The 26,628-nt window shown below is 71.7% G+C and carries 29 protein-coding genes; 10 read left to right on the top strand and 19 right to left on the bottom strand.

What is annotated here, in order from left to right:
• Positions 1 to 39 precede the first annotated feature (39 nt).
• A complete protein-coding gene (locus tag AB0G10_RS17295; protein WP_360921915.1) occupies positions 40 to 573 on the bottom strand; it encodes an STAS domain-containing protein in 534 nt (177 codons plus the stop codon).
• A 104-nt stretch (positions 574 to 677) separates the two neighbouring features.
• Here AB0G10_RS17295 and AB0G10_RS17290 point away from each other — a divergent pair, with 104 nt between their 5' ends.
• Positions 678 to 1,184, top strand: coding sequence for a MarR family transcriptional regulator (locus AB0G10_RS17290; protein ID WP_360921912.1), 507 nt, complete (start codon positions 678 to 680; stop codon positions 1,182 to 1,184).
• Between the two features lie 108 nt (positions 1,185 to 1,292).
• Complete coding sequence (locus AB0G10_RS17285) at positions 1,293 to 1,934, top strand: fasciclin domain-containing protein (protein WP_360921909.1); 642 nt, start codon at positions 1,293 to 1,295, stop codon at positions 1,932 to 1,934.
• A 38-nt stretch (positions 1,935 to 1,972) separates the two neighbouring features.
• On the opposite strand, the gene AB0G10_RS17280 is transcribed toward AB0G10_RS17285, so the two are convergent.
• Positions 1,973 to 3,025: a serine hydrolase domain-containing protein gene (locus tag AB0G10_RS17280; protein ID WP_360921906.1), complete on the bottom strand. Its 1,053-nt coding sequence runs from the start codon at positions 3,023 to 3,025 to the stop codon at positions 1,973 to 1,975.
• Positions 3,026 to 3,140: 115 nt separating this feature from the next.
• Between AB0G10_RS17280 and AB0G10_RS17275 the strand changes: the two genes are divergently transcribed.
• Positions 3,141 to 4,049 (top strand): MerR family transcriptional regulator, encoded by a 909-nt coding sequence (locus AB0G10_RS17275; protein WP_360921903.1) that lies wholly within the window; start codon positions 3,141 to 3,143, stop codon positions 4,047 to 4,049.
• On the opposite strand, the gene AB0G10_RS17270 is transcribed toward AB0G10_RS17275, so the two are convergent.
• Complete coding sequence (locus AB0G10_RS17270; protein WP_360921900.1) at positions 4,039 to 4,674, bottom strand: helix-turn-helix domain-containing protein; 636 nt, start codon at positions 4,672 to 4,674, stop codon at positions 4,039 to 4,041. The two genes, AB0G10_RS17275 and AB0G10_RS17270, sit on opposite strands and share 11 nt — an antisense overlap.
• 60 nt (positions 4,675 to 4,734) lie before the next feature.
• On the opposite strand from AB0G10_RS17270, the gene AB0G10_RS17265 reads away from it, so the two are divergent.
• Positions 4,735 to 5,253, top strand: a complete 519-nt coding sequence (locus tag AB0G10_RS17265; RefSeq protein ID WP_360921897.1) for an ester cyclase — start codon at positions 4,735 to 4,737, stop codon at positions 5,251 to 5,253.
• Between the two features lie 6 nt (positions 5,254 to 5,259).
• On the opposite strand, the gene AB0G10_RS17260 is transcribed toward AB0G10_RS17265, so the two are convergent.
• Entirely contained in the window at positions 5,260 to 5,607 is a 348-nt protein-coding gene (locus AB0G10_RS17260; protein ID WP_360921894.1) for a hypothetical protein, read from the bottom strand.
• Between the two features lie 117 nt (positions 5,608 to 5,724).
• Between AB0G10_RS17260 and AB0G10_RS17255 the strand changes: the two genes are divergently transcribed.
• Positions 5,725 to 6,831 (top strand): GDSL-type esterase/lipase family protein, encoded by a 1,107-nt coding sequence (locus tag AB0G10_RS17255; RefSeq protein ID WP_360921891.1) that lies wholly within the window; start codon positions 5,725 to 5,727, stop codon positions 6,829 to 6,831.
• On the opposite strand, the gene AB0G10_RS17250 is transcribed toward AB0G10_RS17255, so the two are convergent.
• The 9 genes from AB0G10_RS17250 to AB0G10_RS17210 form a co-directional block, all read right to left on the bottom strand.
• Positions 6,806 to 8,752 carry an ABC transporter permease subunit gene (locus tag AB0G10_RS17250; RefSeq protein WP_360921888.1) on the bottom strand — a complete coding sequence of 649 codons (1,947 nt, stop codon included), beginning with the start codon at positions 8,750 to 8,752 and terminating at the stop codon, positions 6,806 to 6,808. The two genes, AB0G10_RS17255 and AB0G10_RS17250, sit on opposite strands and share 26 nt — an antisense overlap.
• Complete coding sequence (locus AB0G10_RS17245; protein ID WP_360921885.1) at positions 8,749 to 10,161, bottom strand: extracellular solute-binding protein; 1,413 nt, start codon at positions 10,159 to 10,161, stop codon at positions 8,749 to 8,751. The genes AB0G10_RS17250 and AB0G10_RS17245 overlap by 4 nt, the downstream gene beginning before the upstream one ends.
• Before the next feature lie 107 nt (positions 10,162 to 10,268).
• Complete coding sequence (locus tag AB0G10_RS17240; RefSeq protein WP_360921882.1) at positions 10,269 to 11,033, bottom strand: IclR family transcriptional regulator; 765 nt, start codon at positions 11,031 to 11,033, stop codon at positions 10,269 to 10,271.
• Positions 11,034 to 11,105: 72 nt separating this feature from the next.
• The gene (locus tag AB0G10_RS17235) at positions 11,106 to 11,633 is read right to left on the bottom strand and encodes a DUF488 domain-containing protein (RefSeq protein WP_360921880.1); all 528 of its coding nucleotides are present in this window, start codon (positions 11,631 to 11,633) and stop codon (positions 11,106 to 11,108) included.
• A 48-nt stretch (positions 11,634 to 11,681) separates the two neighbouring features.
• Complete coding sequence (locus AB0G10_RS17230) at positions 11,682 to 12,608, bottom strand: YwqG family protein (protein ID WP_360921877.1); 927 nt, start codon at positions 12,606 to 12,608, stop codon at positions 11,682 to 11,684.
• A gap of 41 nt (positions 12,609 to 12,649) precedes the next feature.
• The gene (locus AB0G10_RS17225) at positions 12,650 to 13,855 is read right to left on the bottom strand and encodes a GAF domain-containing SpoIIE family protein phosphatase (protein ID WP_360921875.1); all 1,206 of its coding nucleotides are present in this window, start codon (positions 13,853 to 13,855) and stop codon (positions 12,650 to 12,652) included.
• A 93-nt stretch (positions 13,856 to 13,948) separates the two neighbouring features.
• Positions 13,949 to 14,464, bottom strand: coding sequence for a MarR family transcriptional regulator (locus AB0G10_RS17220; RefSeq protein ID WP_360921872.1), 516 nt, complete (start codon positions 14,462 to 14,464; stop codon positions 13,949 to 13,951).
• A 47-nt stretch (positions 14,465 to 14,511) separates the two neighbouring features.
• On the bottom strand, positions 14,512 to 14,802 hold the full coding sequence (locus AB0G10_RS17215; protein ID WP_360921868.1) for a BON domain-containing protein: 291 nt from the start codon (positions 14,800 to 14,802) through the stop codon (positions 14,512 to 14,514).
• A 27-nt stretch (positions 14,803 to 14,829) separates the two neighbouring features.
• The gene (locus AB0G10_RS17210; RefSeq protein WP_360921865.1) at positions 14,830 to 15,282 is read right to left on the bottom strand and encodes a response regulator; all 453 of its coding nucleotides are present in this window, start codon (positions 15,280 to 15,282) and stop codon (positions 14,830 to 14,832) included.
• Positions 15,283 to 15,564: 282 nt separating this feature from the next.
• On the opposite strand from AB0G10_RS17210, the gene AB0G10_RS17205 reads away from it, so the two are divergent.
• Positions 15,565 to 16,068, top strand: coding sequence for a DUF6328 family protein (locus AB0G10_RS17205; RefSeq protein ID WP_360921862.1), 504 nt, complete (start codon positions 15,565 to 15,567; stop codon positions 16,066 to 16,068).
• Positions 16,069 to 16,104: 36 nt separating this feature from the next.
• Positions 16,105 to 17,298 (top strand): hypothetical protein, encoded by a 1,194-nt coding sequence (locus tag AB0G10_RS17200; protein WP_360921859.1) that lies wholly within the window; start codon positions 16,105 to 16,107, stop codon positions 17,296 to 17,298.
• Positions 17,299 to 17,581: 283 nt separating this feature from the next.
• Here AB0G10_RS17200 and AB0G10_RS17195 read toward each other — a convergent pair whose 3' ends face one another.
• Entirely contained in the window at positions 17,582 to 19,936 is a 2,355-nt protein-coding gene (locus AB0G10_RS17195) for an acylase (RefSeq protein ID WP_360921857.1), read from the bottom strand.
• Positions 19,937 to 20,225: 289 nt separating this feature from the next.
• Between AB0G10_RS17195 and AB0G10_RS17190 the strand changes: the two genes are divergently transcribed.
• Both AB0G10_RS17190 and AB0G10_RS17185 read left to right on the top strand, forming a co-directional pair.
• Positions 20,226 to 21,116, top strand: a complete 891-nt coding sequence (locus AB0G10_RS17190; RefSeq protein WP_360921854.1) for an ABC transporter ATP-binding protein — start codon at positions 20,226 to 20,228, stop codon at positions 21,114 to 21,116.
• A gap of 10 nt (positions 21,117 to 21,126) precedes the next feature.
• On the top strand, positions 21,127 to 21,843 hold the full coding sequence (locus tag AB0G10_RS17185) for an ABC transporter permease (protein ID WP_360921851.1): 717 nt from the start codon (positions 21,127 to 21,129) through the stop codon (positions 21,841 to 21,843).
• Here AB0G10_RS17185 and AB0G10_RS17180 read toward each other — a convergent pair.
• Positions 21,746 to 22,780 (bottom strand): aminoglycoside phosphotransferase family protein, encoded by a 1,035-nt coding sequence (locus AB0G10_RS17180; RefSeq protein WP_360921849.1) that lies wholly within the window; start codon positions 22,778 to 22,780, stop codon positions 21,746 to 21,748. The genes AB0G10_RS17185 and AB0G10_RS17180 overlap by 98 nt on opposite strands.
• A gap of 54 nt (positions 22,781 to 22,834) precedes the next feature.
• Between AB0G10_RS17180 and AB0G10_RS17175 the strand changes: the two genes are divergently transcribed.
• Complete coding sequence (locus tag AB0G10_RS17175; protein WP_360921847.1) at positions 22,835 to 23,584, top strand: MerR family transcriptional regulator; 750 nt, start codon at positions 22,835 to 22,837, stop codon at positions 23,582 to 23,584.
• Here AB0G10_RS17175 and AB0G10_RS17170 read toward each other — a convergent pair.
• From AB0G10_RS17170 to AB0G10_RS17155, 4 genes are read right to left on the bottom strand one after another with little or no spacing between them, the layout of a single operon-like run.
• On the bottom strand, positions 23,542 to 24,423 hold the full coding sequence (locus tag AB0G10_RS17170) for a DUF5996 family protein (protein WP_360921844.1): 882 nt from the start codon (positions 24,421 to 24,423) through the stop codon (positions 23,542 to 23,544). The two genes, AB0G10_RS17175 and AB0G10_RS17170, sit on opposite strands and share 43 nt — an antisense overlap.
• Before the next feature lie 23 nt (positions 24,424 to 24,446).
• Complete coding sequence (locus AB0G10_RS17165; RefSeq protein WP_360921842.1) at positions 24,447 to 25,064, bottom strand: hypothetical protein; 618 nt, start codon at positions 25,062 to 25,064, stop codon at positions 24,447 to 24,449.
• Between the two features lie 51 nt (positions 25,065 to 25,115).
• Positions 25,116 to 25,259, bottom strand: coding sequence for a hypothetical protein (locus AB0G10_RS17160; protein WP_360921839.1), 144 nt, complete (start codon positions 25,257 to 25,259; stop codon positions 25,116 to 25,118).
• Between the two features lie 15 nt (positions 25,260 to 25,274).
• Positions 25,275 to 26,492, bottom strand: coding sequence for a multidrug effflux MFS transporter (locus AB0G10_RS17155; protein ID WP_360921836.1), 1,218 nt, complete (start codon positions 26,490 to 26,492; stop codon positions 25,275 to 25,277).
• Positions 26,493 to 26,628: the final 136 nt, after the last annotated feature.

Raw genomic sequence — 26,628 nt, 5'->3', positions numbered from 1 at the left:
GCGAGATCCCGGGTGATGCTGTGCTACCGCGGCACAGCATCACTCACGCCGCAGATCCAGCAGACGACGGGCGGCAGCGCTGACGGCGACGGCGCGGCGCCTGATCTCCCGCGCCTCGGCGATCACGCGCTCCGCCTGCTCGACGGTCTGCTCGACCGGCGTCCAGGCCCGAGGCGGCGCGTACTGCCTCGGCTCACTCCCCCGCCAGGGGACGTCCGGCGCCGCCGGCAGGCCGAACACCTCCACCACCCCGCGCATGTCCAGGACGTTGTGCACGAGGACCTGCGGTCCGGCCAGCCGCAGCCGGCAGTGCGAGTCCATGGCGCTCGCCCGGCAGTCCAGCAGCGTCTGCGCCCCCATCGAGTCGATGAAGGCGACCCCGGACAGCTCGACGCACAGTTGCGCCGGGCGCCGGGCGAGCTGCGCCTCGATCGCGTCGCGCAACCGAGGCGCCGTATCGATGTCGATGTCACCGGCCACCCGGAGGACGACGGTTCCCGCAGAACCGCCGCTGACGCTGATGCCCAGCGACGTCATGCCGGGGTCACGATCGGCTCGCGAACGGCCGTCCATGCCATCACCGCCTGCCGGCTTCGCTGCTCTTCGGCGTCCTGGTCACAGTAGTACGCTGCGAGCCGCACACCGAACTTCGAATTCAAAGCAGGTACGATCGCCGCATGAGTGACGCGGCGCCCGGCCTGAGCGCGGAACAACTGGGCGCCTACTTCGCTCTCGTCGAGGTCAGCAGCCTTCTGCAGTACGCGGTGGACGAGCACCTGCGCGCCGACGGCGACCTCAGCTACGTGCAGTTCCAGATCCTGGCGCGGCTCGTCGACGCCCCCGGCGGGCGGTTGCGGATGACCGATCTCGCCGACGGTGTCGTCTACAGCCGCAGTGGGCTCACCTATCAGGCCGGCCTGCTGGACAAGCGCGGCCTGATCACCCGCGCGCCGTCGCCGGACGACGAGCGCAGTGTCATGGTGACGGTCACCGGCAGCGGCCGGGAACTGGTGGCCCGGGTGCTGCCCGAGCACGTCGCCCGCGTCCAGCAGCTGCTGTTCGAGCCCCTGACCGGCGCCGACGTCACCACCCTCGGCGCGATCCTGGGCCGGGCCCGCGACCACATGCGCGCCGCCCCGCCGCGCTCGGCCAAGCCCCGCGCCCGGCGGACCACGTCCCGCTGACAGCCTGACGAGATTCCCCGGAAGGACTGCATCCATCCGGCGGGCGCCGGGCGAAGTACGGGTGGTGGCCGTTGGAGCCACCACCCCGCTTCGAAAGGACGCACGAGAATGAGGATCACCCGGGCCGCCGCCGTGGCCACCGCCGCGATCGTCGCCTCCGCGCTCGTCGCCGGACCCGCGCAGGCCGCCGGCAAGAAGCCGCTCAAGACCAAGTCCCTGGTCTCCGTGCTGACCGCCGGCAAGCAGGGCTTCGACCACAACGGCCACGACTACGACATCCTGACCGCCGCGGTGAAGGCCGTGCTCAAGGCCAAGCCGGGCAGCAAGGTCGCCGTGCTCGCCGACGGAAAGACCCGGGTCACCGCCTTCCTGCCCAACGACCGGGCCTTCCAGCTGCTCGTCAAGGACATCACCAAGTCCAGGAAGCTGCCCGGCGAGAAGAAGGCGTTCACGGCGGTCGCCGGCCTCGGCATCAACACCGTCGAGTCGGTCCTGCTCTACCACGTCGTGCCGGGCGCCACGATCACCGGGAAGACGGCGCTCAAGTCCGACAACGCGAAGCTCACCACGGCGGCCGGATCCAAGATCAAGGTCGATGTGTACGGCCCGCGCCGGCACAAGCGCATCGCCCTCGTCGACGCCGACCGCTCCGACCGCAACCCGCGCGTGAACCGCACCGACATCAACAAGGGCAACCGCCAGATCGCCCACGGCATCGACCGGGTCCTGCGCCCGATCAACCTCCCCTGATCCTCACTCTCACCCCGGCCCGGGCGTGAGATCGCAGCTCACGCCCGGGCCGCCCCGATGATCGCCTCACCCAGGCAGGCGTTCTCCGGCCCCGGATAGGCGAACCGGCGCCGCACGTATCCGTACGCCACCTCCGCATCGGGATCCGCCCAGCCGAGCGACCCCGCCGCGCCACCGTGCCCGATCGTGCGGGGGCCGAGGAACGGATACGTCACCGGCAGATTCTCGAAGCCGAGCCCGAAGTGGTCGATCTCGCCGGTCACCAGATCAGACCCCAGAGAGTACGGCCGGGCGAACGTGGCGACGGTGTCCCCGTCGAGCAGGCGCAGCGCCGCCGCGTACAGGCCGGCCACCCCGCGCGCGTTGCCGACACCGCCGCCCGAGGAGGCGCCGAGGGCTCGCACCGCACGGGTGTTGCCGTAGTCGAGCAGGTCGAACCGGGTCGTGTTGAACGAGACGGCCATCAGTGACGCCGGGTCAGGGACGAAGGCCGGGCCCAGCGCCGGCAGCAGCGGGCGGAACCGCGGTTCGAGCTCCTCCGGCAGCCCCAGCCACAGGTCCAGGTCGAACCGGTCGCGCAGCAGGTCCGCGTACCACTGCTGCACCGACCGCCCGGTGACCGCCCGCAGCTCCGCGTCGATCAGCGCGCCCATGGTGAGGGCGTGGTAGCCGTAGCCCTCGCCCGGCGTCCAGTACGGCTTCTGGCCGGCGAGCCGCGCCGCCACCACCCGATCGTCGGCCGCCTCCTCGATGCTGAACCCGCCGTCGACGCCGATCAGCCCGGACCGGTGCCCGAGCAGTTCCCGGAGGCTCAGCGGGAACGGCAGGCTCCGCGCCGGCGCGTCCAGATCCAGCACCCCGTCCTGCACCAGCAGCGCGACGACGAGGTGTGCCGCGCCCTTCGAGACCGAGAACACCCCGGTCAGCGTGTCCCCGTCGACGTCGTCACTCCACAGGTCGACGACCTGCTCACCCCGATGAAAAGCGGCCAGCTGCGACCCGCTGCCGGCCGGCTCCGCGGCCAGGAACGCCGCGAACGCCTCCCGCACGGTCTCGAAACCCGGCGCTACCGTCCCCCGTACATTTCCCATGGGTGAAGTATGACGGGGGTTCGGCTTTCGTCGATGTGATCCGGGTTGCACCTGCCGTAGCGGCATGTGATCCAGTGGACCTACGTCCCGATCCACCGAGGGAAGGTCCCCGTCCGTGCCTCCGTCCTTCATGCCACCCCGCAACGTCAAGATCGGCGACGCGGCGGCGTTCGCCGGCAGCACGCCGCGGGCGATCCGCCACTACCACGGGATCGGCCTGCTTCCCGAGCCCGAGCGGGGCGGGGACGGCCGCCGCCGCTACGGGTACGAGGACATGATCCGCCTGCTGTGGATCCGCAGGATGGCCGGCGCCGGGATCGCCCTGGACGACATCCGCGACGCCTTCACCACCGGCACGGCCGCAACCGGCACGGCCGCAACCGGCACGGCCGCAACCCCCGGGCGCGGCATCGCCGGCATTCTGGAGCGGCTGGAGGAGAGCCTCGCCGAGCGGGAGGCGGCACTGCGGCGGCAGCGGGCCGCCGTGCGGCGGATGCGTACCGAGGGCAGCCGGATGGGCCTGCTCTCCGACCTCGTCACCGGGCGCCTCGAGGGCCTGCCCGAAGGCTCCTTGCGCGAGGCGGACCTGGACACCCTGCTGGTCACCGAGCGGATCTTCGGCCCGCTCGGCGCGGCCGTCCAGGCCACCCGCTTCGTCGCCCTGGCCACGCATCCCGCGCTGCGGGCGGAGTCCGACCGCGTCGACGCGGCCGAGGAGGCACTCGACGACAGCGTCGCCGTCGACGATCCCCGGGTGGCGCGCGTGGCCGCCGAGCGGCACGCCTTCGAGAGCGCCCTGCAGGCCGTGATCGAGGAGTCCGGCCTGGACGAGGCCGACGACGCCCTCTTCGACGCCGCGGACACCGACCGGCCGGAGGCCCGCGCCATGAGCGCGGCCGAGGCCGCCGGCCTGATGCCCTACGACTTCTCGCCGGCCCGCCTGCGCTGCATGGAACTGGCCGGGGAACTGGCCGCCCGTGAGGGCCGGCCGGCGGCTTCCGCCGCGGACCGCCTCAACGGGTGACGAGGGCGTCGGTGAGCGCGCGTGCCAGCCACCGCTCGTAGTCCTCGGGTGACCAGCCCCGGTCGCTCACCAGCAGATCGAAGACCTCGGGCGAGATGAGCGTCCAGACGACGTCGGACGCCTTGCCGGGGTCGAGGCCGGCGCGCAGGCCACCGCTGCCGGCGAGGTGGTTCACGATGGCGCCGGCGCCGGCCATCCGCTCCCGGTTGGTGGTCTCCCGGAACCGGATCAGGTCGGGGTCGCCGCCGCGGGCGCCGGCCAGCAGCGTGGCGAGCAGCGGGCCCACGCGTTCGCCGATCAGCCGGGCCGCGTGCGCGTACCGGGCAACCTTGTCCTCCGGGCCGGTCGCGGTGAACACGGCTCGCAGCTCCGGGCGGTCGATCATCGGGATGGGCTCGTCGTCGCCGGCGAGCGTCACGTCGTAGACGTCCTTGATCAGGGCGGCCTTGGTGCCGAACACCTTGCGGACCGTCTCGACCGAGACGTCGGCGTGCGCCGCCACCTCCCGCATGGTGACCGCGGGTCCCCGGCCGATCAGCAGGTCCCGGGCGGCGTCCAGGATCCGGCGGCGGGTGAGGCGCGCCTGCTCGGCACGGCGGGTGTTGTCGTACACGCGACGAGACATTGAATACCACCCCACGGCATTGAATACTGCTGGAGTGTATCCAATTTTCCTGGAGGAATCATGCTCACCACCGATGCGGAGACCTGCATCCGTTCCATGACGATCATGGCGTCCGGTGACCTCGGCGAGCTGGACCGGGTGGTTCACCCGCAGGCCACCAACCGCGAGGCGAAGGACGAGCCGCCGGCCTGCCGCGGCCGGGGACCCGCCGCGTTCGCGGCCACCGCCCAGTGGCTGCGCTCGGGTTTCACCGGCCTCGCGTTCGACATCCACGACACGGTCACCGACGGCGACCTCACCGTCGTGCACTGCACCATGTCCGGGCGTCAGACCGGCGCGTTCGTGGCGTACGACGAGCGCGGCGAGGTGGCCCAGGCCTTCCCCGCGACCGGCCGCACCTTCGCGATCACGCAGACCCACTGGTTCCGCATGAGGGACGGCCAGGTCCTCGAGCACTGGGCCAACCGCGACGACATGGGCATGGCCCGCCAGCTCGGCTGGATCCCGCCCACCCCGGCATACCTGCTGCGGATGGTGCGGGCCAAGCGGCAGGCCCGCCGCGCCGACGCACTCACCTGAACCGTTTCAGCCCGCGTCGCTGATCCAGAAGCGCTCCTCCGAGGAGTGCGGGCCGGGATGCCCCTCGAACAGCGTGCAGTCCGGCTCCACCTCCCGCTGCGGCTGCCGCACCGGACACCAGGTGTACGGGTTGATCTCAGACGCGCTGAGCGTCCACTGCGCCCACCACATCGTGTCGCCGGCCTGCTGCACGAGCGCGGCGTGGGACCCGTCGTGACCGCGCTCGAGTTCGCAACCCAGCTCCGACTGCAACGCCGGCGCCGCCGCCGGCAGGCCGTCGACGAACTTCTGCTGCGCCGCGTCGAGCGTGATGCGGGCCGGACAGGTCATCAGTTCCGCTTCATCAATCGACATACATGAGTTATAGCCGCCGAGGGCTCGGCTTAACCGGTTTTTCTGCCAGCACGTTGACTTCCCCTCGCGCACCTCGCAGGATCGGCGTCAATCGATACGACTGCGGGGAGAACCGTCATGGGCGGCGGCGTTCGGCGGATGGCGGTCTCGGCCGCGGCACTGGCTCTGGCTCTGGCTCTGGCTCTGACGGTGACGGCCCTGGTCGCGCCCGCAAGCACGGCGGCCGGTGCGGCCGCCGGGCCACGGATCATGGTGGTGGGTGACTCAATCTCGCAGGGCAGCACCGGCGACTACACCTGGCGCTACCGGTTCTACAGGAACCTGGTGGCGCAGGGCGTCCCGGCCGACATGGTCGGGCCCCGCGACTGGATCTTCGACAACGTCGCTCAGCGGCAGGGCGACACCCGGTACGCCGACCCGAACTTCGACCGGGACCACGACGCCACCTGGGGGCGGGCCGCCGTCGAGGAGAAGGACACCATCGCCGGGGAGGTCCGCGGCGCCGACCCCGACTACCTGCTGATCCTGCTCGGCATCAACGACCTGGCCTGGTTCACCGACCCGGCCGGCGCCGAGGCGGGGTTGCGGGCCGTCGTCGCCAATGCCCGCTCGGCCAAGCCGACGGTCCGGATCGTGCTCGGCTCGGTGCTGCCCACCGCCCGGGCCGCGACCGATCCGGCGTTCGCCGCGAAGGTCGCCGATCTCAACGTACGCATCGCCGCGATCGTCTCCGGGACGAGTGCGGCCGCCCTGGCGGCCACCGCGAACGGTTTCGTGGCCGGCGACGACACCTACGACGGCGTGCATCCGAACGCCCGGGGCGAACTGAAGATCGCGGCCGCGTTCCAGGACGCCCTGGCCTCGCGATTCCGGGTCGGCCGCGCCTATCCGCGGCCGCTGCCCCCGGTGCCGGTCGGGCCGCTGGTCGCGCCGGTGCTCAGCGTGACCGACGGCGACGGCGAGGCGATCCTGCGGTGGACCGAGTCGCCCGGCGCCACCGCGTACTGGGTGTGGACCCGCAACGTCACCGCGGGCGAGGACTGGCAGAAGCTGACCCTGCCGCTGAGCATGGCCTACAACCCGTGGACGTCGGCGATGCTGACCAACGGCAGCGAATACCAGTACCGGCTGCAGACCGCCAAGGGCGACGACACCGGCGCCTGGTCCAACGTCGTCACGGCACGGCCGGCCGCGCCGGTCACCCCTTCACCGCGCCGGCGGTGAGTCCCTCGGTGAGGAAGCGCTGCCCGAACGCGTACATGACCACGACGGGGATGCTGACCAGCAGGGACGCGGCGGCGAGCTGGCCCTGCGGCACGACGTCTCCGGCGATCATCGACTGCATCCCGACCGGGAGGGTCTTGTAGTCGTCCTTGGTGAGGAACACGAAGGCGAAGAGGAACTCGTTCCAGGCGTTGGTCAGCGTGAACAGCGCGACCGCCAGCAGACCCGGCCGGGCCAGCGGCAGCACGACGCGGCGGAACGCCTGGAAGCGGGTACTGCCGTCGACCAGCGCCGCCTCCTCCAGGTCGACCGGGATCGACGCGAAGTAGCCGGTCAGCAGCCAGGTGGCGAACGGCAGCGTGAACGTCGGGTAGGTGAGCACCAGCGACCACAGCGAGTCGGTGAGCCGGGTCTCGATGAGCAGCTGGTAGAGCGGGATGAACAGCAGCGCGCCGGGCATCACGTAGGTGAGCAGCACCGTCACGGTGAAGCCCTGCGCACCGCGGAACCGCAGCCGGGCCAGTGCGTACCCGCCCAGGGCGGCGCAGAGCAGCGCCACGGTGGTGGACGCCGCCGACACCATCAGGGTGTTCAGGTACCAGCGGCCGAACGGCTGGCTGGTGAAGAGGGCGCCGAACTGCTCCAGGGTCCACGGTGTCGGCCACAGGTCGTTGCCGCGCATGACGACCTGACTCTCCGACTTGAACGCGGTGACCGCGATCCAGTACACCGGGCCGAGCGTGAAGATCAGCAGGCCGGCCAGGGCGAGGCCGGACGCGACCTTCGACAACACCGGGGACGTGGACGCCCGGCCCACCGCCGCGGCGATCAGCAGGATCAACGCGAGGACGACCGCGGCCCGCCAGAAGATCTGCGGCGACGCCCGGAACAGCAGGCCGGTGACCACCGCGGCAAGGAGCCACTTCCACCGCGACCCCCGGCCGCCGGAGTCCTGGCGCAGCTGCCGGACCAGGACGAACACCAGACCGGCGATGATCGGCAGCATGACCAGGGTGACGGCCGCGCCCGCCCCGTACTGCAGTTGCAGGATCGCCTTGGAGTAGGCGACCAGCACGTACGGCGCGGTCACGTCGCCCGGACCGCCCTGGGTGAGCAGCCAGATCAGGTCGAAGTTGTTGAACGTCCAGATCGACGACAGGGTCACCGTCACGGTGATCACGTGCCGGAGTCCGGGCAGGGTGACGTGGCGGAACTGCTGCCAGGGCGAGGCGCCGTCGATGGTGGCGGCCTCGTAGTGGTCGGCCGGGATCGCCTTGAGCCCGGCGAGGAAGCAGACGGTGAAGAAGGGGATCCCCTTCCAGACGTTGACCAGCACCACCGACGGCATGGCCAGCGCCGGGTCGGACAGCCAGCCCGCGGGCCAGGCGTCCACCAGGTGCAGGCTCGCCAGCAGCGGGCCGACGCCGGAGCCGGTGAGCAGCGTGTTGACGCTGCCGAAGATCGGGTCGAGCAGGGAGCGCCAGGTGAAGGCCGTGACCACCGTCGGCACCACCCACGGCACCAGCAGCAGGCCGGTGAGCAGGGCGCGCCCGCGGCGCATCCGGTGCAGCAGCAGTGCCGCCGCCAGGCCCAGCACGACCTTGAAAACCTCGGCGTACGTGGTGAAGACGAACGAGTTCACCACGCCGGTGCGGAACTGCTCGTCCCCGGCGAGCGCACGGTAGTTGTCCAGGCCCACGAACACGCTGTCCGCGCCGTGCCGTTCGGTGGTGCTCGTGACGATCGACTGGACGATCGGCACCAGCACGAGGGCGCCGACGAGGACGGCGGTGGGCGTCAGGAACAGTGCCGCGAGCCGCCAGTCCCGGCCCAGCCGCCGCTGGGCCGGGGTGAGCGAGCCGGGCCCCGGCGGCGGTTGCGCCGTCACGACGGGGGCCGGCCCGGTGCGCAGCGACGTCACTGCGGCTGCCCCTGCTGGGCGAAGATCTGCACCATCCTGGCGTGGGCGTCCTTGACCGCCTGCGCGGGCGCCGCCCCCTGCACGACCTGCTGCATCATGTCGGTCAGGACGTAGGCCGCGACGACGGCCTGCTGCCCGGCGCTGGCCTTCTGCGGGAAGGTCAGGCCGTTCGTGGTCCTCAGCGGCAGCGGCTGCTGCGACATGGTGCGCAGCATCGGGAACGCCGGGTCGCCGCCGGTGAAGAACAGGTCGGCGTCCCAGACCTTCTCCCAGGCGGGCATGGCCAGCCCGGGCGCCTCCGTCGCCACCCCGACCAGCGCGGGCGCCGTGATCAGGTACTGGGCGAGGAGCCGGGCGAGGGCGCCGTTCTTGGCGCCCTTGAACACGACGAAGCCCTGCGACTGGCCGAGCAGCAGCGATTTGTCGGTGGCCGGGCCGACGCAGTCGGAGAAGACGTGCGTGTTCGCGTACACCGGGTTTTTCTTGGTCTTGGAATCGGCGTAGACGCTGAAGCTGTTGCGGGTGTAACCCAGGACCCCGGCCAGCCAATTCTCGTTGTTGCTGGTGTCCGTCCAGCTGTCCACCCCCGGCGGCAGCATCGGCTTGTACTGGGGGTTGGTGTAGATGTCGCCGAGGAAGGTGACCGCCTGCACCGTCTCCGGGGAGTCGAAGGTGACCTTCCGGCCGTCGTTGGAGGCGATCGCCCCGCCGTACGAGTTGATCAGCGCCTCGATCATGCCGTTGCCGTCGCCGGAGCGGTTGACGGTCATGCCCCAGCCGTAGCGGCGCCTACCGGGGTCGGAGATCGCCAGGCAGACGTCGCGCAGCTCCTCCCAGCTGTAGACGTCCTTCGGCGTGATCCCTGACTCCAGCATCCAGTCCCGGCGCAGGAACGAGCCGATGCCGATGAAGTGGTACGGGATCGCGTACCACCTGCCGTCGAAGACGCAGAAGTTCTTCGCCTCGGCGCAGGGCTCGCCGTACTTCGCGGTCAGTGCCGTGACGGTCTCGGTGACGTCCTCCAGGTCGCCCAGCGCGTGGAACTGCGCGATGAACCGCGAGTCGGTCATGAACGCCAGGTCGCGGGCCACGCCGCCCTTGACCTCGGCGTCGATCTTGGCGACCACGTCGCCCGCGTCGGCCTGGACCAGGCTGTTCTCGATCGTGGTCCCGGTCGCCGCGGCGAATCTCCTGATCGAGGCGTCGAGCGCCTCGTTGGCAGCCGTCGAGTACAGCTTCTGCGACAGCATGCCCATGGTGGAGCCCTTCAGCGCCGCGGCGGCGTCGAGCAGGTCCTTCGGCACCTCCGCCGGGGCCGTGGGCGGCGACTCGGAGCCGCCGCCGCACGCGGCCAGGCCGGCCGCGCCGAGCATCCCTGCGCCCATCCCCAAGAAGTCGCGTCTCTCCATGGCCACCCACTCCCCTGTTCGAGATTTCGAACATGATTCGATATACCGAACCGCGTGGACGCGACGCTAGGACAGAACGGTGAGAGGTGTCAATGTCTCTACGACCGCTACGCGGCGCGGTAGCCCATCCGGGCCGACAGCGTGGCCGCGCCCTCGCGTACCAGCCCGGCCCACTCCCGCGGCGACTGCGGAGTCCAGCGGATGATCGGCGCCGACACGCTCATCGCGGCGACGACCGCCCCGGAATGGTCCCGGACCGCCGCGGCGACACAGCGCATGGCGGTGTCCGACTCGCCGACGTCGGCCGCCACGCCCTCGGCGCGGACCTGCTCGAGATGCGCCCGCAGCCGGTCCGGGTCGGTGATGCTCGCCGGTGTCATGCCCGCCAGCGGGCCCTTCGCCAGGACGGCGTCCAGCCCCGCCCGGTCGAGGCCGGCCAGCAGGATCTTGCCGACCGCCGTGCAGTGCGCGGGCAGCCGGCGCCCCACCGCCGAGACCATCCGGACCGGGTGCGTGCTGTCCACCTTGACGAGGTAGATGACGTCGGCGCCGTCCAGCACGGCCACGTGGACCGCCTCGTCACAGGCGGCCGCCACCTCCCGCGCGACGCCCTGCGCCTCGCGGACCAGATCGAGACGCCCGGCGAACGCCGAACCCAGCTGGAACACCGGCATGCCGAGCCGGTACCGCACCGGCTGGCCCGGGACGACGATCAGGTATGCCCGCTCGACCAGCGTGACCAGCAGCTCATGGACGGTGGTCCGGGGCAGATCCAGCCGCTCGGTCACCTCACGGGCCGAGAGCTCGGGCCGGTCCAGGAACAGTTCGAGGATGTCGAGCGCGCGGATGACCGCCGGTACCACACGGGCCACGTCGATAGTCCTTTCGCCGGGTGACGCCCGCCAGTGTGCCAGGACGGCGGCGGCCCGCCCGGACCCACCGGCTCAGGCGCGGTCGTAGTAGAGCAGGCCGCCGGCCGCGAGCCGGGCCCCCTCGGCGAGCGCGTGTGCGGTCTGCCTGCCGTCGTGCAGCAGGTGGACGACGGCACGCCCGCGCACAGCGGTCACGAAGTCGGCGATCAACCGGCGATGGCAACGCCACCACAGGCTCTCGCTGCACATGATCGCCGTGGTGCCCGCATCGAGGTCGCCGATCAGGTCGGTGACGGCCGCGGCGAACTCCGGGCTGCGCATGTGGCTCGCGTAGGCACGGAACGACGCGACCTGCCACCACCGGTCCGGGGCCTCCTCGGGCAGGCGCCGGCGGCCGCCCAGACGTTCGTCCCAGCGGTAGGAGATGCCGGCCGCCGGCAGCCACTCGCTCATCGCCTCCCGCTTGACGTGCGGGTGTGCCCGGCTGCCGGGATAGCGCCGGACGTCCACGAGGCGAGCGACACCGGCGCCGCGGAGCAGGGCCGTCAATTTGGCCTGGTCCGCCGCGCCGTGTCCGACAGTGATCAGAGCACGCGCCATGGTCGGGGGATACCACAGTTCGGCGTACCGTATCCCCCGGTGACGGCGTCACTCGGTGAATTCGGTCCAGGAGACGGCTCGGTCGAATCGTCCGGCGGCGAGGTCCTCGACGCGGATCAGGAAGCGGCCGTAATACACGTCGTCGTTGGGCTCGAACTGCACGAGCGGGATCCACTCGCGCCGCACCCTCTGCAACTCCTCCTCCACGTCGCCGCCCCGGACGTTCTTCTCGGCGATCGCGAGCTCCGGTTCGTCGTACAGATGGCCTCGGGAAACACCCCCCGTGTGCCACGAGTATCCACCGAATTGGAAGGTCGCGGAATTCCCCGCCGGCCACAGCCGGTCGACCACGGCGCAGAGCTCCCGGCGGTGGGGCAGGTCGCGCGCCAGCCGCTGCTGGAACGGGGACAGCTTCGCCTCGTCCCTGCCCACCCACTCCGGGAGTTCGGCGTGCACGACGGCGAAGAGGTCCCGCTCCGGGCCGATGAATCCGAGATCGGTGCAGAACGGCCGCGAGGGGTAGTCCTCCGGCGGCGCGGCCACCGTGCCGGTGCCGGCCGGGACGTGGATGACGCGCGCGAACTGCTGCTCCTCGTCGCGGTCGTCGGCGTCGTAGGCCTCCTCGTGATGCAGGAAGATCAACAGCGAGCCGTCCGGCGGCAGCGGAAGACCCTCGACCCGGGGCAGGGCGGCACAGTCGAAGGACGCGACGAACGGCAGCGGCACGCCCTCCTCGTCGGCGGGCCACGGCATGCCGACCGGCAGATCGGGCAATCCGCCGGCCCGGCCGACGAGCAGATCGTCGGACTGCCCGGGCGGCAGGCCCCGGGGATGCGCCACGATCTCGCCCTCGTACTTCTCGTTCGCCCAGACGGCGAAGCGGAGCAGCTCGGCGAACCTCGCCACCTCGTCCGCGGGAATGCCCTCGCCGGTTGCCGCGCGATGGAGACTTCCGTAGTGATCCACAGTCGACATGGTGGCAGACGAAGGAGTGCCGGCGATGCCGGGCTGATCGGCTACCGGCGCAGGGCGAGCACCGCGATGTCGTCCGATGGCCGGTCCAGTCCCGCATGAGACATCACCGTGGCGCAGACGGCCTCGGGATGGTCGGGGGTGACCACGTCGACCAGCGCCTTGATACCGACGTCGATGATCCGGTGGCGTCGCTCGACGAGGCCATCGGTGTAGCAGAGCAGGAGCGCGCCGGCCGGTAGTTCGACGGTGCTCGTGCGCCGCCGGCCGGGATGACGGCCGACACCGAGCGGAGCGTCGACCGGCAGGTCCAGCAACGCCGTGGGCCGGCCCGGCAGGGCGATCACCGGTGGCAGGTGCCCGGCCGAGGAGATCCGGATCGACTGCCCCTCGGCAGGGATCATCGCGTACAGGGCGGTGGTGAGGACGCCCGCCTCGAAGTGCTGGATCTTACGGTCCAGCGACGCCAGCACCTGTGCCGGATCGTCGGTGGTGAGGGCATAGGCGCGTAGGGCGCTGCGGATGCGGCCCATCACGACCGCGGACGCCAGACCGTGACCGGACACGTCGCCGATGACCACCCCGGTCCCGCCGGAGGGCAGCGGAAAGACGTCGTACCAGTCGCCGCCGACGCCGAGCGTGTGTCCCGGTACGTAACGTGCCGCCAGTTGCAGGCCGTTGATCTCCGCGAGCTGCGGCGGCAACAGACTGTGCTGCAGAGCCAGGGCCGCGGTCTGATCCGGTTCGCGGACACGGATCCGGCACGCGGCAGCGGCGCGGTCGGCGGCGCGCCGCAGAAGATCGGTGTCCTCTCCGGTGAACGAGCGCGGGCGCAGCGTACCGACGTGCAGCACCCCGACGACCTCACCGGCAGCGAGGATCGGCACACCGAGCAGCGAGCGGATCCCCTTGCTGAGCAGCAACGGGTTGACGACGTCGGCGTGCGTCACATCGGCGATGATCACCGGCTCGCCGGTGCGGGCGATCCGGCCGGCGAAGCCGCGACCGACCTCCAGCCGGAAAGCCTGCCGGACCTCCTCCTCCAGGCCCCGGGACGCGGTGGCGACCAGCTGACCCGCATCAGGGTCGAGCAGCAGCACCACGGCGGTGTCCGCGGCGAGCGCGGTCCGGACCCGTTCCAGCAGCTCATCGAGGAGATCGGCGGCGTCCAGCCGGGAGAGTGCGGGGTCCGTGATCGTCTCCAGGCGGCGCCATCGCTGCGCGTCGTGGATCGCACCCCGGCTGCTCATGACGGCAGCCTAGTCCCGGGCCGGCGGAACCGCGCTTCCCGGCCGCGCCGCTGCGCGCCGGAGCACGAAGCCGCCGGCGACGGTGCCGGCCGGTCAGACGTCACCGGCCTCCGGGACGGCGCGTTCCCATCGACGCCACCACTGCGCGTCCGGAACATCACCGGCCGCCTCGACCAGGGCGTTGACCACGGCGGCGAACGCCACCGGCCGGGTCAGTGAGAGGTCGGCGACGAGGTCGGCGATCATCGACCGGCGCCGGCGCATCGCCTCGCCCACGAGGTCACGACCCGATGCGGTCAGCGCCACCCAGGTGGAGCGCCGATCGGCCGGGCGTTCGTGCCGCGCGACAAGGCCCTTGCGCACGAGACGGTCGCACATCCGCGTCGCCGTCGAGGGGGTGACGTCGAGTTCCTCGGCCAGGTCCACCGCGCGCAGCGGCCCCCGGCCGACCAGCAGGATCAGCGTCCGGAACTGCGGCAACGTGACGTCGGCGCCGAGCGCGCCGACCGTACGGGCGGACAGGCCGACCATCACCCGGCTCAGCGCCAGCAGAGCATCGGTGACCTCCGCCTCGCCGTAGTGCTGATCGTCCGGCTCGCCATCGCGCATGCGCACACTCTGGCACAGCGCCGGCCGCCGTCCGCCGTGACGACCGGCTAGCGACTTCCGTCCCACCAGGCCGGGCCGCTCCCGCCGGCGACGCCGAGCCGGTTGCAGACGTCGAAGACCCCGGGAACGCCCCAGGCCGCCCGTCCGGCGGCCGCGCCGGCCTCCGCGGTGTCCACGTCGCCGAGCAGAATGACCACCCGGTTCTGCACGACCAGCTCGATCCGGCGACCGCGGATGCGTGGATCGCTCCGCAACGTCGCGGCCACCCGGTCGGCGAGCAGCTCATCGCCGAGGTGGTCCTCCTCGTACCCGTCGTCGTCAGCAGAGAAGGGGTGCATGGCAGAGCTCCTCGTACCCGGTGACGATCACCGCACGTCTCCGATCGGGGACGCGCCATCATGCCGCAGGATCTGGAAGCCGAGGTCGTTCAGCGACCGGACGACCGCCACGAGCCGATCGAAGTCGACCGGTTTGACCACGTACCCCTGGACCGGCAGCAACTCGGCGCGCAGAATCTCCTCCGCCGCCGGCGAGTCGACCAGCAGGACCACCGGGACCGACGCGGTGGCGGGATCCGCACGGATCCGCCGCAGCACGACACGGCCGTCACGCCCGGGCAGATTCAGATCCAGAAGGACCAGATCGGGGCGGCCGGGACGGGTGAACGGCGTGGTCCCGGCCAGGTACGCCAGGGCGATCGCCGCGTTGGAGGCGATCTGGACACGGTTGGTGAGCTTGTTCGTCAGGAAGTCGTCGCTCATCAGCAGCACGTCGGCGGGATCATCCTGGATCAGCAGGAGCTCGATGCCGCCGGCCATCACACGCCACCGGGGAGAAGGGTGCACTGATACACAGTTACGAGAGGATAGTCCGGCAGGACGGCACGCAGCGGACTCCCCGAGGGTGACGAGCGGGGCTGTTTCACCGAATCCACCAGCAGAAATGTGGTTCGCAGCCACCCCTTTCTTTTTACGGCTGTCACGCGACTGTCACATCCGCCGGCTCGAAAGATGCAGGAGAGCATGTTCTCGGCTCCGGGTGTTTCGGCCCCGGGGAAAGGGGCATGCCCGCCCGGCCATCGCGGTGGAGGGTGACCACGCATGCCGCACGAGACCGAGAAGCATCGCTGGGAACGCAACTTCGGCGACCTGCTGCAGGAGATGAGGGTCGCGCAGAACGGCGTACAGATCCTGTTCGCTTTTCTTCTGGTGTTGCCTTTCACCAGTCGATTCGACGAGCTCACCGCCGTGCAGCGCACCATGCACCTGACGGCGTTGCTGACCGCGGCCTGCGCTGCCGCCGCGTTCATCGCGCCGGTCGCGTTCCATCGGATGCTGTTCCGGCGCGGCCGGAAACCGGAGATGGTGCGGTTCGCCCATCGCGCGTCCGGCGTCGGGCTGGCCTGCCTGCTGCTGTCCATGGTGGCGGCCGTCCTGCTGGTCACCGATTTCCTGCTCCCGCGAACCGCGGCGATCGTCCTGACCGGCACGACGGGCGGTTTCTTCCTGGTGATGTGGGGACTGCTGCCGCTCAGCGGCCGCGACGCCGCACCGGATCGGGAGCCGTCCGCCGACGAGGTCGCGAATCTGGGTGGCCGCACCTGACACCGGCGTGGAATCCTCTTGGCGGGAGGGACAGCGATGCCGGTATCACGACCGTGGCTGGACGCCCGGGACCCGTGGCGGTTCGTCGACAACGACCCGGAGCCGGACCCGACGGTGTTCGTCCCCTACCTGGCGCACCTCGAGACGCCGGACGGCCCGATCCACCAGCCGGCCATGTGGGCGATCTGCGGCCGCACCGTGTTCATCCAGCCGGGCGGGGACTTCCCGCTGGCCGGCGTCGTCGCGGGTCGCATCGACATCCGGCCGCTCCCCGCCGACTGGCACCGGCTGCGCGCCGCCCATCCGCGGGCCTACGAGCAGTGGGGCGCACACGAGGCCCGCGAGGCGTACCAGTGGGCGCGGGACGGCATGTCCGCCGAGGACATCGCCGATCATCTGGCCCGGCCGCCCGGGCACATCACCACCAAGCTGGCCCGGGTGCAGGCCGTTGTCGACGCCACCGGCTCGGCCCCACCCCGGATCGAGTCCACGCCCTACCACGCCACCCTCCCGCTCACCGAGCCGTCGGACGCGGACGCCGAGCAGCCCGATCGACCGCCGCGCCCGTGGTTCGACGAGGACCCGGAGACCGATCCGACCGCCCATCTCCGGTTCGTCCTGCATCTCCGGGACGACCGCGACAAGACCGAGACCACCGAGCCCGTGTACGAGGTACAGCTGCGCACCGGCGCCACCTGGTATCACCGTGTCCGGGACGGCCGCCACCTCCGGCCACGGCTCACCGACCTCACCGCCGGGGGCTGGGTCGAGATCCGGCCCGTCCCGGCCGACCAGGAACAGCTGCGCGCCACCTATCCGGCCGCGTACCTGCCCTGGTCGGCGCGGGACGCGCTGCTGGTCCTGAGTGCGGGCCGCGACGAGCACGGCCTCACCGGCAACCCGCGGATCGCGGAGCTGGGCCGGCCACCCGAGCACGTGGCGGCCAAGTACGCCCGGCTCGAGGAGCTGGCCAGGGCCGCGCGCGAACCCGGCCCCCGCGCCGAGCTCGCGCCGTACCACCGCGCCCACCCACACGTCGAGGGCGAATACATCGTGAGAGTGCTCAATCGGGCGAACCCCCGGCAGGTGGCCGAGCGGGCCGGCGCGACCGACGTCACGCTGCTGGACGGATGGTTCGCCTGCACCCTGACCGACGAGCAGCGGGAAGCACTCCGCGCCGACCCCGACGTCGACTACATCAGCGACAACGCCATCATCGAGCTGCGCTGAGACGTCTGCCGCGCTACTCCCGGCCGGCCTGGATGCCGTCGAGGAGGACCTGGAGGTATCGCTCGAGGCGGTCGGTGGGGCCGGCGTCGGCGTCCTGGTCGGCGCCGGTCGCGATCACCTCGGCGAACGCGGGGTCGGTCAGCCGGCCGAGCAGCAGGGCGCGCAGCAGGACCTCGACCCCGGTCCAGGCGTCCTCGTGCCGGCTCGCGCGGCGGGCCTGCTCGAGCAGGGTGGTGAAGGCGGGCTCGGCGAGGGCCTCGACACGGCCCCCGCACTGACGCCGTCAGCGACCCCGTTGCACCACCCGGTAGGTACGCAGATTCGGGTCGGCCGCGATCTGTGCCTCGGTGTACTTGATCGTGTCCCAGCCCTTCCGCGAGTAGAGCTTCGTCTGGTCGGCGTACCAGGGCGAGTTCGGGTTCGTCGACTGCGAGTAGGTGAGGATCTGCCTTCCCGACGGACCACGACGGCCGAGTTCCACGGCCATGACGAACGAGGAGCCGTGTACGACCTGCGGGTAGCCCACGCCGGCCACGAGCGGGGCGGTGATCACGTTGAAGACGCCCGCCTCGCCGCGTCCGCCGTGGATGGGAATGCCCTTCTCCTGCTGGATGTCCCCCAGCTCGGCGTCGAGGGGGATGCCGTCGAGCCGCTGCACGGCGTCGGCGAGCGCGGTCCGTACCCGAGGATCCTCGGTGTTGAGACGGCGCGGGGTGTGCACCGGGTCGTCGGCGTCGAACGCGTCGGCGAAGCGGATGCCGCCGGCCAGGGCGAACTCGGAGAACACGTGCGCCCCGCGGCTGTCCAGGTCGACGCGCAGGTCGAAGCGGGACAGCGCCGCGCAGGCCGCGGTCAGGTCGACGGCCGCACCGTCCGAGGCGGTCGCGGACGGCTCCCGGCGGCAGAGCGCCACCAGATCGTCGCGGACCAGCTCGGCGCCGTGCACCCGGTTGCCGAACGTGACGTCCCACAGCCGCGCGGTCGTGAAGCCCCTGCCGGGCAGGCCGTCGGTGCCGGCCAGGCGCTGCTCGATCTGGTCGAGGCCGAGCCGGGTACGCAGGCTGCGCTGGGTGCGCTCGGTGCCGAGGATCCGCGCGAAGCCCTCCAGCGGCGCGGCCGGGCTGGCCAGCCAGTGGCTGTCGTTGGAGTTGGTGACGTAGTCGTCGCGGAACCGCACCGGCAGGTTCGCCGGGCCGAGGATGCCCGGCACCGCGGCGTCGGGGTCCTTGCCGAGGGCGCACGCCGACCGGGAGCCGTCCAGGACCGCCTGGCCGCTGGAGGCGTAGAGCGGCTGGAACGCGGCCGGGATGCAGGCCGCCGCCACGGCGTCGGTGACCCGGGGCACGACCGAGTGGTCACCGTAGAGGGCCTCGCCGCGCGCGTCCGCTGCGATCACGTTGACCCACGGCAGGAACTGGTACCGGTCGAGGACCGCCTTGAGCTCGCGGACGTTCCCGGCCTGCCCCATCCGCAGCCATCCGTCGAACGAGCGGTTGTTGCTCGCGTTGACGTCGGTGACGGCGTACGCGGTCTCCGCCGTCCAGTCGAAGCTGCCCGGCACCACGACCACCGGGCCGTACCGGGTGTCGTAGAACGTCCGGCTGACCGGCCCGCCACCGGTCTGCACCGTGACCGTGCGGGCGCGCATCCTCTCGGCCCGGCCGTCGACGTAGTACGAGGTGGGGTCGCCCGGCACGAGGGCCAGCCGGTTCCAGACGAACCGGCGCGCCGTGGAGACGGTGTGGCTCCAGGCGACCGTACCGTTGTGCCCGATCTCGATGATCGGGTCGCCGATCAGAGCGGCGCCCTCGACGTCGTAGCGGCCCGGCACCTTGAGGTGCATCCGGTAGAAGCGGTCGGGGCCCTGCCACGGGAAGTGCGGGTTGGCCAGCACCATCCCGCCGCCGCTGGTGGTGGCCTTGCGGCCGAGGCCGTAGGCGTTGCTGCCGATGCCGCCCGTCCCGGCTTCGTTTCCTCCCGCCTGCCCGTCTCCCACCTGCCCGTCTCCCACCTGCCCGGCGACCGCTGATTCCGCCGCCGCTCCCGGTGGCGCCGCCGCCACGATGCCGTCGAGCAGCGCCAGCGAGCCGGCCCGGACCATGCTGGCCCACGACGTACGCCACAGGTCCATCTCGGTCAGCGGCCGCACCCACGCCTTGCCGCGGCACGCCGGGTCGGTCAGTCGCTGCACGCCGGTGCGCCGCAGGAAATGGTTGTAGCCGGCGACGAACCCGCGCATCTGGTCGCGCACGTCGTCGGACGGCGACCGCACCCCGTCGCGGCGGCCGTCGAGGAGCCGCTCGGCGACCCGGTCGTCGATCGCTTTCCGATAGAAAAGGTCGCTGCGTACGTCGGCGTCGCCCGCCCCGAACCATCGGGACCGCTCCCCGTTGACGGTCACCACCTGCTCGGCGATGACGCAGATGTTGTCCTCGGCCTGCACGTATCCGACCCCGAACCCGAGGCCGGCGAAGTTGCTCGCGGTGATGTGCGGAACGCCGTAGGACGCCCGCCGGATCAGAGCCGCATAGCCGCGATCACGCTCGGTGCCGGAGGCGGGTGACGGCACGACGGCGCCCGCCACGACCACCCCGGCGGCGATGGCCGCTGCTTTCAGGCGTACGGAAAAGGCTGGCACGGCGGCATCTCCCCCTCGATGCGTTACCCGGCGATTCCTCAACACCATATTTCGTACGGTCGATGCGTGCAGCCCGCGTTCCGGAACCTCGTCGCCGGGGCCGCTCAGCCGGCGTCCCGCACCCGGCGCGCCAGCGGGGTGAAGCCGGGCCATGCGCCGGCCGCTCGCCACATTCGTCTCCACATGGGCCGGCCCACCTCCGATCTGGGTGTGGCGCCACCGGATGACGGCACGGCCGTCACCATAGACCCTTGACTCTGTTCCCTGAACACGGTCTGCACTGGTGCGCATGGGGACAACCGTCATCGAAGTAGACCGTCTGAACATCTCGTACGGGGATTTCCAGGCCGTCGACGACCTGAGCTTCCGGGTCGAGCAGGGTGAGCTGTACGCCCTGCTCGGCACCAACGGCGCCGGCAAGACCTCGACCCTGGAGGCCGTCGAGGGGCACCGGCCGGTGTCGTCCGGCACCGTCCGGGTCTTCGGCGCGAAGCCGGCGGACCGGCGGGCGGTCCGGCCCCGGATGGGGATCATGCTGCAGGAGAGCGGGTTCTCCGCCGACCTCACCGTCGCCGAGTCGGTGCGGCTGATCGGCCGGCTGTCCGGCCGTGAGGACTCCGTCGACCGTGTCCTCGACGTCGTCGACCTGCGCCGCAAGGCCGGCGTCCGGGTGGGGCAGCTGTCCGGTGGCGAGAAGCGGCGGCTCGACTTCGCCACCGCCGTCTACGGCCGGCCGGAGCTCATCTTCCTCGACGAGCCGACCACGGGGCTGGACATCCAGTCCCGGGACGCGCTGTGGAAGGCCGTGCAGGACCTGCGCGCCGACGGTTCCACGGTGGTGCTCACCACGCACTATCTGGAGGAGGCGCAACAGTACGCCGACCGCGTCGGGCTCATGCACCGCGGGACGTTCCGCCACCAGGGCACCGTGGCCGAGCTGACCCGGACGCTGCCCGCGTCGATCAGCTTCGCGCTCTCCCCCGGTGCTCCGGCCCCGCCGATCGGCGCCCCGGCGGCGGGCGGTCCCTCGTACGCGATAAAGACCTTTCAACTGCAGAACGACCTCAAGCTGCTGCTCGACTGGGCCGACGCACACGAGGTGGAGCTGCGGGATCTCTCCGCCGCACCGACCCGGCTCGACGACGTGTTCCGGGCCATCGAGACCGATCCGACACGGTAAAGGCGACGTCATGCTCACCATCGCATCCAGCGAATTCGCTCAGATCTCCCGCAACCGGGCCGTGCTGACCTCCACCCTCATGCCACTGGCGGTCAGCGCCTTCTTCATCGTCCGCCGCGACACGTTCACCGGAATCGGCAGCACCGGGTACGTCGCCGCCGCCCTCGTCTTCACCATCGGCGCGTTCAGCCTCTACACGACGGCGGTGTCCACCCTGGCCGCCCGCCGCCAGGACCTGTTCCTCAAACGGCTGCGCTCCACCACGGCCGGCGACGCGTCGATCCTGGCCGGGCTCACGCTGCCGGTCAGCGCGGTGGCCCTGGTCCAGGTCGTGGTCGTGCTCGGCGTGTTCGCGACCGTGACCAGCGGCCCCGCGGACGTGGTGCTGCTGATCGCGGCGATCCTGGCCGCCTTCCTGATGATGCTGGCCCTGGCGATGGCCACCGCCGGCCTGACCGGCTCCCCCGAGCAGGCGCAGGTCACCACGCTGCCGGTCAGCCTCGGCACCATCGGCGTCGCCACCTGGGTCGGGATCACCGGCACCGAGGACCTGACCCTGCTGAAGCGGCTGCTGCCCGGCGGTTCGGCCGCCGAGCTGGTCGTCGGCTCCTGGAACGGCGACGTGCCGATCACGCAGGCGCTCCCCCTTCTGGCGGCGGCTCTCGGCTGGGTCGTCGTGGCGGTCGTGCTCGCGCTGCGCCTGTTCCGCTGGGAGCCGCGCCGCTGACGAGACCGAGGGCGGCGAATCGAGCTTCCAGATCGTCGACCCACTGGGCCGGCGTGCGGTGGTCCGGCAGCGCGACCCCGGCCTCGGCCCGCCACAGCGCGTCGCCGAGGACGGTGCGCAGGTGCCACGCCATGATCCGGTTCATGTCCAGCGTCGTGCCGGACATCCGCTCGTACGCGGCCACCGTCGCGGTGAACAGGTCCATGCCGCAGTCGCCGGGCAGGCAGCGCAGGTCGAACTCCGGTTCGCCGGGGCCCGCGGTCTCCCAGTCGACGACCAGGCGCAGCCGCAACGACGCGCGATCCCAGAGGTGGTTGTCGCCGTGGAAGTCGCCGTGCACCAGGACGGTCCGGCCGGGCGCCGCGAGGACGCGGTCGGCCCGGTCGCACCAGAACGACACCAGGACCCGCTGATCGGGACGGATCAGTGCCCCGAATCGGGCCCGGAGGGTGTCCGTCGAGGCGTGCTCCATCGGCCCGGGCAGCGGGCCCGCGGCCTCGGACACCGCCGCCAGCACCCGGGGATCGTGCAGCTCCGCCAGGACCGCGGCGAGATCGTCCGCGGCCGCCGGGCGTGCCGCCGGCGTGATCGCGTGCCGTACGTCGAAGAACGGCGTCGCCGCGGCCCGCTGCGTGACCAGCATCGCCGGACTCCCGGACGCTGCCACGACGACCGGCAGCGGCAGTCGCGGCGCCGCCGTCCGCAGCACCTCCAGCATCCGTATCTGGTGGCGGATCCGCCGCGCGGGCGGCTCGGCCCAGGCGAACTTCGCGACGAACCGGCCGTCGACCACGGCGCTGGCCGCGCACCACCGCGGATCGTCGCTCGGCTCCAGCCCCCGCGGCACGATCGTGCCGCCGGCCAGATGCGGCGCCACCACGCGCAGCGCCGCGCGCACCGCCTCCACGGTCGGCTCGTCCAGCCACGTCAACGACATCCGGTCAGCATGACCGATCCGCGACCAGGCTGGTCACCGTGCTAATTTTCCGGCGTGGCGTGGAGCACCCGGGAACTCGCCGAACTGGCCGGCACCACTGTCAACACCGTCCGGCACTACCACCGGCTCGGGCTGCTCGCCGAGCCGGACCGGCGGTACAACGGGTACAAGCAGTACAGCGTCGCGCATCTCGTCTGCCTGCTGCGGATCCGGCGGCTCGTGGCGCTCGGCGTCCCGCTGTCCCGCATCGGCGCGGCCATGGCGGACGGGCAGGTGCCCGCGGAGGTGCTGCGCGAGGTCGACGCCGAGCTCGCGGCCGAGATCGAGCGGCTGACCAAGGCCCGCGCCGACATCGCCGCGATCCTGCGCGACGGCGCGCCGGCCGACACCCCGGAGGGCTTCGAGTCGGTCGGGCCGCGCCTGTCCGAGGCCGACTCCTCGCTGCTGCACATCTACGGCCGGCTGTACGACGACGACGCCATGAAGGACCTGCGGCGCATGGTGGAGGCCGACACCGACCCGGTCAACGCGGAGCTGGACGCGCTGCCGCCGGACGCGGACGAGGCCACCCGGCAGGACCTCGCCGACCGGCTCGCCCCGGCCATCGCGCAGAACCTGACCGACTACCCGTGGCTGCGGGAACCGGGGGCGCGCCTGTCGACGAGCGAGCACGCCGGCATGCAGACGTTCATCGACGCCGTCGTCTCGGTCTACAACCCGGCCCAGGTCGACGTGCTCACCCGGGCGAGCGTTCTCGCCCTTCAGCGACTGGATTCCGGCCAGGACCCGGCGGCGGCCTCGTAGGCCGACCGCAGGAACGCGGTGAGCACCGCGTCCGGGTCGGCCGCGCCGGCGACCGTCTCGTACGGCAGCACGCATTCGCGCAGCGTCGTGTCGTACCAGGCGGCCGTGCGCTCGGCGTAGCCCGGCGGCTCCGGATAGGCGTACGCATAGAAGGCGCCCTCCTCGCCGCCGCCGGGCCAGAAGCCGAAGCTCGCCAGCTCGTGCGAATAGCCCTCGCGCATGACCTCCGGCGGGCAGTTCGGCGCGCCGCCCGGATGCGGCGGGGCGACGCGGCCGGAGAACCGGGTGTAGGCCAGGTCCATGGCGCCCCAGAAGAAGTGGACGGGGCTGGCCTTCCCCACGAACTCGGAACGGAAGCGCCCCAGGGCCCGCTCGGCCCGCAGCAGCTGCTGCCAGAACAGCCGGGCGGACTTCCCGTCGTACACATGATGCTCTTGATCCTCGGCGAAGGGGATCGCGACCTCGACCTCGTTGGGCACCGCGTGGATTCGCGGCTCGATGCCGAGCGACGCCAGCGCCTCCAGGGTCTCGCCGTAGAAGGTGGCCACCGGCTTCGGTTCGAGGGCCACCTCCCGGAGGCCGCCGCCGCTGGTCCGCACCCGCAGACTCTGGTCGAGGAAGTCAAATTCAAGATCGAAGACCCCAGCGGCGTACGGCACCGCCGGCGTGCCGAGGCCACGGGCGGTGAGGTGGAGCGTGACGTGCCACCAATGGTTGACCGGCGGCGCGTAGGCCATCCGGATCTTCCCGGCGATCTGCGTCCACATGTGCAGCGTGTCGCGGGTGTCCGCCCAGTCGGCGACGCGCAGGCGCGGCCACGGCTCGTTCACGGGTTCCACATCGAAATCCTCTCGAAGACGGGTCAGGTGCCCAGGCCGTCCAGCAGCCAGTGGTAGCGCAATCGCAGACTACGTTCGACGGCACCGGCCGCGGCGGCGGCGCCGAGCGCCACGTTCACCCACACGGGCAGGTCGATCGGCGACTCGAAGCGCCCGAACCGCTCGACGATCGGCGGGACGCCCAGGATCGGCTCGAGCAGCTGCACCAGGTTGAGCCCGGCGCCGGCCACGAGCGCCACCACCGAGAAGGCCGCGATCCACCGGCTCAGCGTCCGATGGTCGCGGTCGAAGCGCAGCCGCCGGCCGATCGCCGACCCGGGATCGGGCATCAACCCGTACACATCGCCCCCGGCAGTCACGTAACGGGCGCGTTTGAGGCCGACCGAGGACATCGCGACCTCGACGACGCCGCCGTCGACGGGAATGGCGGCGGGCATCCGGGACCGGGCCTCGTGCCGGCCGTCGACGTACAGATGCACCATCCCGTCGTCGCCCGCCTGCCCGCCGTTGACGCGCACGTCCACGGCGTAGACCGTCCCGTTCACCTGCAGCCAGAAGAGCTTGCGCCCGGTGAGCAGCTGCCACCAGCGGAATCTCTCGAGCGGGCGGCCGTCGCCGGCCCGCACCCGTTTCGCAGCCATGGACGCCATCAGAAACCGTGTGCCCGCCACACGGTCAAGCCCCGGCCGGTGCTACGCGGCGGCGATCGCGATGAACGCGCCGAACTCCTCCCCCCGGCTCGGCTGCACGGCGAGGCCGGCCTGGAGCTGTGGAACAGCCGTCCGGTGCCGGTGTCCGGGCTGCCGGTCGACAGCAGCGGTCCCGGCAGTCGGCAAGAAGACGATGAGCCGTCAGTTCGACGCGGTCCCGGCCGGGCGGGCCAGCGCCAGACCGGCCATCGACAGCACCGTGCAGACGATCGTCAAGTGCGCCATGGGTACGGCGGTGCCCTGCCCGCCGAGGCCCGCGATCGGTGCGATGACGCCCGCGGCCACCCAGGTGACGAACCCGAGCACCGCCGACCCGGTGCCCGGGTGCTCGGGCACCTCCGCCGACGCCAGCGCGCCGCCGTTGGGGCCGATCAGCCCCTGCGCGGTCATCAGCACGAAGAAGCAGACGATCACCAGCGGCAGCGGTGTGCCGAACCGGAGCGCGCCGATCAGCATCGCCACCCCGGCGCCGAGCGCGGCGACCTGCCCCACCAGGATGACCGTGCGGGTGGCGACCCGCCCGGCGAGGCGGGCGGCGACCAGGGCGGCGATGGTCATGCCGGCCGCGTTGGCGGCGAAGTCGACCGAGTACGCGACCGGCGACAGGCCGTTCATCGACTGGAGCACGAACGCCGACGTCGCCACGTACGCGAAGATCGCCCCCATTCCCGAGCCGCTGACCAGCACGTACCCGACGTAGCGGCGCCGGGCGAGGGCCTGGCGCCCGGCGACCGCGAACGCGCGCAGGCCGCCGCCGTGCCGCCGGTGCGGCGGCAGTGACTCGGGTACGGCGACCAGCACCGCCACCACCATCGCCCCGCCCAGGGCCGCGACCGCCCAGAACGACATCCGCCAGCCGGACAGCTGCAGGATGACCGCGCCGAGCAACGGCCCGGCGATCGGCGCGATGCCGCCGACCCCGGCGATCACGTTGAGCACCCGGACCAGCCGGGCGCCGCGCGCCAGGTCGACGATCACGGCCCGGCCGATCACCATGGCCCAGCCGCCGGCGAAGCCCTGCACGAACCGGGCCGCCGTCATCACCCCGATCGACGGTGTCAGGGCGCACACCACGGACGCGACCGTCATCACGATCACCGCGGCCAGCAGCAGCCGGCGCCGGCCGTGCTGGTCGGAGACCGGCCCGCCGATCAGCTGCCCGAGCGCCATCCCGACGAAGAACGTGGTCAGCGTCAGCTGCACCTGCGTCGCCGTCGCCGACAGGTCGGCGGCGACGCTCGGGAACGCCGGCACATACATGTCGGTGGCCAGCGGCGCGATCCCGGTCAGGAAGATCACCGTAGCGACCAGGGCGGTGCCGAGCCGGGCCTGACGCCGCGTCTGATCCAAGGTGGTCATGCCTTCAGCACACACGGACATGCGCGGTGCGAGGAAGTCATCGCTGATGGGTGTACCGGCAGTACATCCCCGATCAGTGCGGGCCTCCCGGGTTGCCGAGGGCGCCGTACAGGAACAGATCCACCAGTTGTTCGAC

It is taken from the genome of Actinoplanes sp. NPDC023714, from assembly GCF_040639855.1.
In the GTDB taxonomy this organism is placed as follows: Bacteria; Actinomycetota; Actinomycetes; order Mycobacteriales; family Micromonosporaceae; genus Actinoplanes.
Note: the sequence above shows the minus strand (reverse complement) of the source record. Positions and strands in the feature narration are given on the sequence as shown.

What these genes read in the sequence shown, in the direction of transcription:
- AB0G10_RS17295 (WP_360921915.1), bottom strand. Translation starts at nt 573, where the DNA reads ATGGACGGCCGTTCGCGAGCCGATCGTGACCCCGGCATGACGTCGCTG.
- AB0G10_RS17290 (WP_360921912.1), top strand. Translation starts at nt 678, where the DNA reads ATGAGTGACGCGGCGCCCGGCCTGAGCGCGGAACAACTGGGCGCCTAC.
- AB0G10_RS17285 (WP_360921909.1), top strand. Translation starts at nt 1,293, where the DNA reads ATGAGGATCACCCGGGCCGCCGCCGTGGCCACCGCCGCGATCGTCGCC.
- AB0G10_RS17280 (WP_360921906.1), bottom strand. Translation starts at nt 3,025, where the DNA reads ATGGGAAATGTACGGGGGACGGTAGCGCCGGGTTTCGAGACCGTGCGG.
- AB0G10_RS17270 (WP_360921900.1), bottom strand. Translation starts at nt 4,674, where the DNA reads ATGTCTCGTCGCGTGTACGACAACACCCGCCGTGCCGAGCAGGCGCGC.
- AB0G10_RS17265 (WP_360921897.1), top strand. Translation starts at nt 4,735, where the DNA reads ATGCTCACCACCGATGCGGAGACCTGCATCCGTTCCATGACGATCATG.
- AB0G10_RS17260 (WP_360921894.1), bottom strand. Translation starts at nt 5,607, where the DNA reads ATGTCGATTGATGAAGCGGAACTGATGACCTGTCCGGCCCGCATCACG.
- AB0G10_RS17255 (WP_360921891.1), top strand. Translation starts at nt 5,725, where the DNA reads ATGGGCGGCGGCGTTCGGCGGATGGCGGTCTCGGCCGCGGCACTGGCT.
- AB0G10_RS17245 (WP_360921885.1), bottom strand. Translation starts at nt 10,161, where the DNA reads ATGGAGAGACGCGACTTCTTGGGGATGGGCGCAGGGATGCTCGGCGCG.
- AB0G10_RS17235 (WP_360921880.1), bottom strand. Translation starts at nt 11,633, where the DNA reads ATGGCGCGTGCTCTGATCACTGTCGGACACGGCGCGGCGGACCAGGCC.
- AB0G10_RS17230 (WP_360921877.1), bottom strand. Translation starts at nt 12,608, where the DNA reads ATGTCGACTGTGGATCACTACGGAAGTCTCCATCGCGCGGCAACCGGC.
- AB0G10_RS17225 (WP_360921875.1), bottom strand. Translation starts at nt 13,855, where the DNA reads ATGAGCAGCCGGGGTGCGATCCACGACGCGCAGCGATGGCGCCGCCTG.
- AB0G10_RS17220 (WP_360921872.1), bottom strand. Translation starts at nt 14,464, where the DNA reads ATGCGCGATGGCGAGCCGGACGATCAGCACTACGGCGAGGCGGAGGTC.
- AB0G10_RS17215 (WP_360921868.1), bottom strand. Translation starts at nt 14,802, where the DNA reads ATGCACCCCTTCTCTGCTGACGACGACGGGTACGAGGAGGACCACCTC.
- AB0G10_RS17210 (WP_360921865.1), bottom strand. Translation starts at nt 15,282, where the DNA reads ATGGCCGGCGGCATCGAGCTCCTGCTGATCCAGGATGATCCCGCCGAC.
- AB0G10_RS17205 (WP_360921862.1), top strand. Translation starts at nt 15,565, where the DNA reads ATGCCGCACGAGACCGAGAAGCATCGCTGGGAACGCAACTTCGGCGAC.
- AB0G10_RS17200 (WP_360921859.1), top strand. Translation starts at nt 16,105, where the DNA reads ATGCCGGTATCACGACCGTGGCTGGACGCCCGGGACCCGTGGCGGTTC.
- AB0G10_RS17190 (WP_360921854.1), top strand. Translation starts at nt 20,226, where the DNA reads ATGGGGACAACCGTCATCGAAGTAGACCGTCTGAACATCTCGTACGGG.
- AB0G10_RS17185 (WP_360921851.1), top strand. Translation starts at nt 21,127, where the DNA reads ATGCTCACCATCGCATCCAGCGAATTCGCTCAGATCTCCCGCAACCGG.
- AB0G10_RS17180 (WP_360921849.1), bottom strand. Translation starts at nt 22,780, where the DNA reads ATGTCGTTGACGTGGCTGGACGAGCCGACCGTGGAGGCGGTGCGCGCG.
- AB0G10_RS17165 (WP_360921842.1), bottom strand. Translation starts at nt 25,064, where the DNA reads ATGGCTGCGAAACGGGTGCGGGCCGGCGACGGCCGCCCGCTCGAGAGA.
- AB0G10_RS17155 (WP_360921836.1), bottom strand. Translation starts at nt 26,492, where the DNA reads ATGACCACCTTGGATCAGACGCGGCGTCAGGCCCGGCTCGGCACCGCC.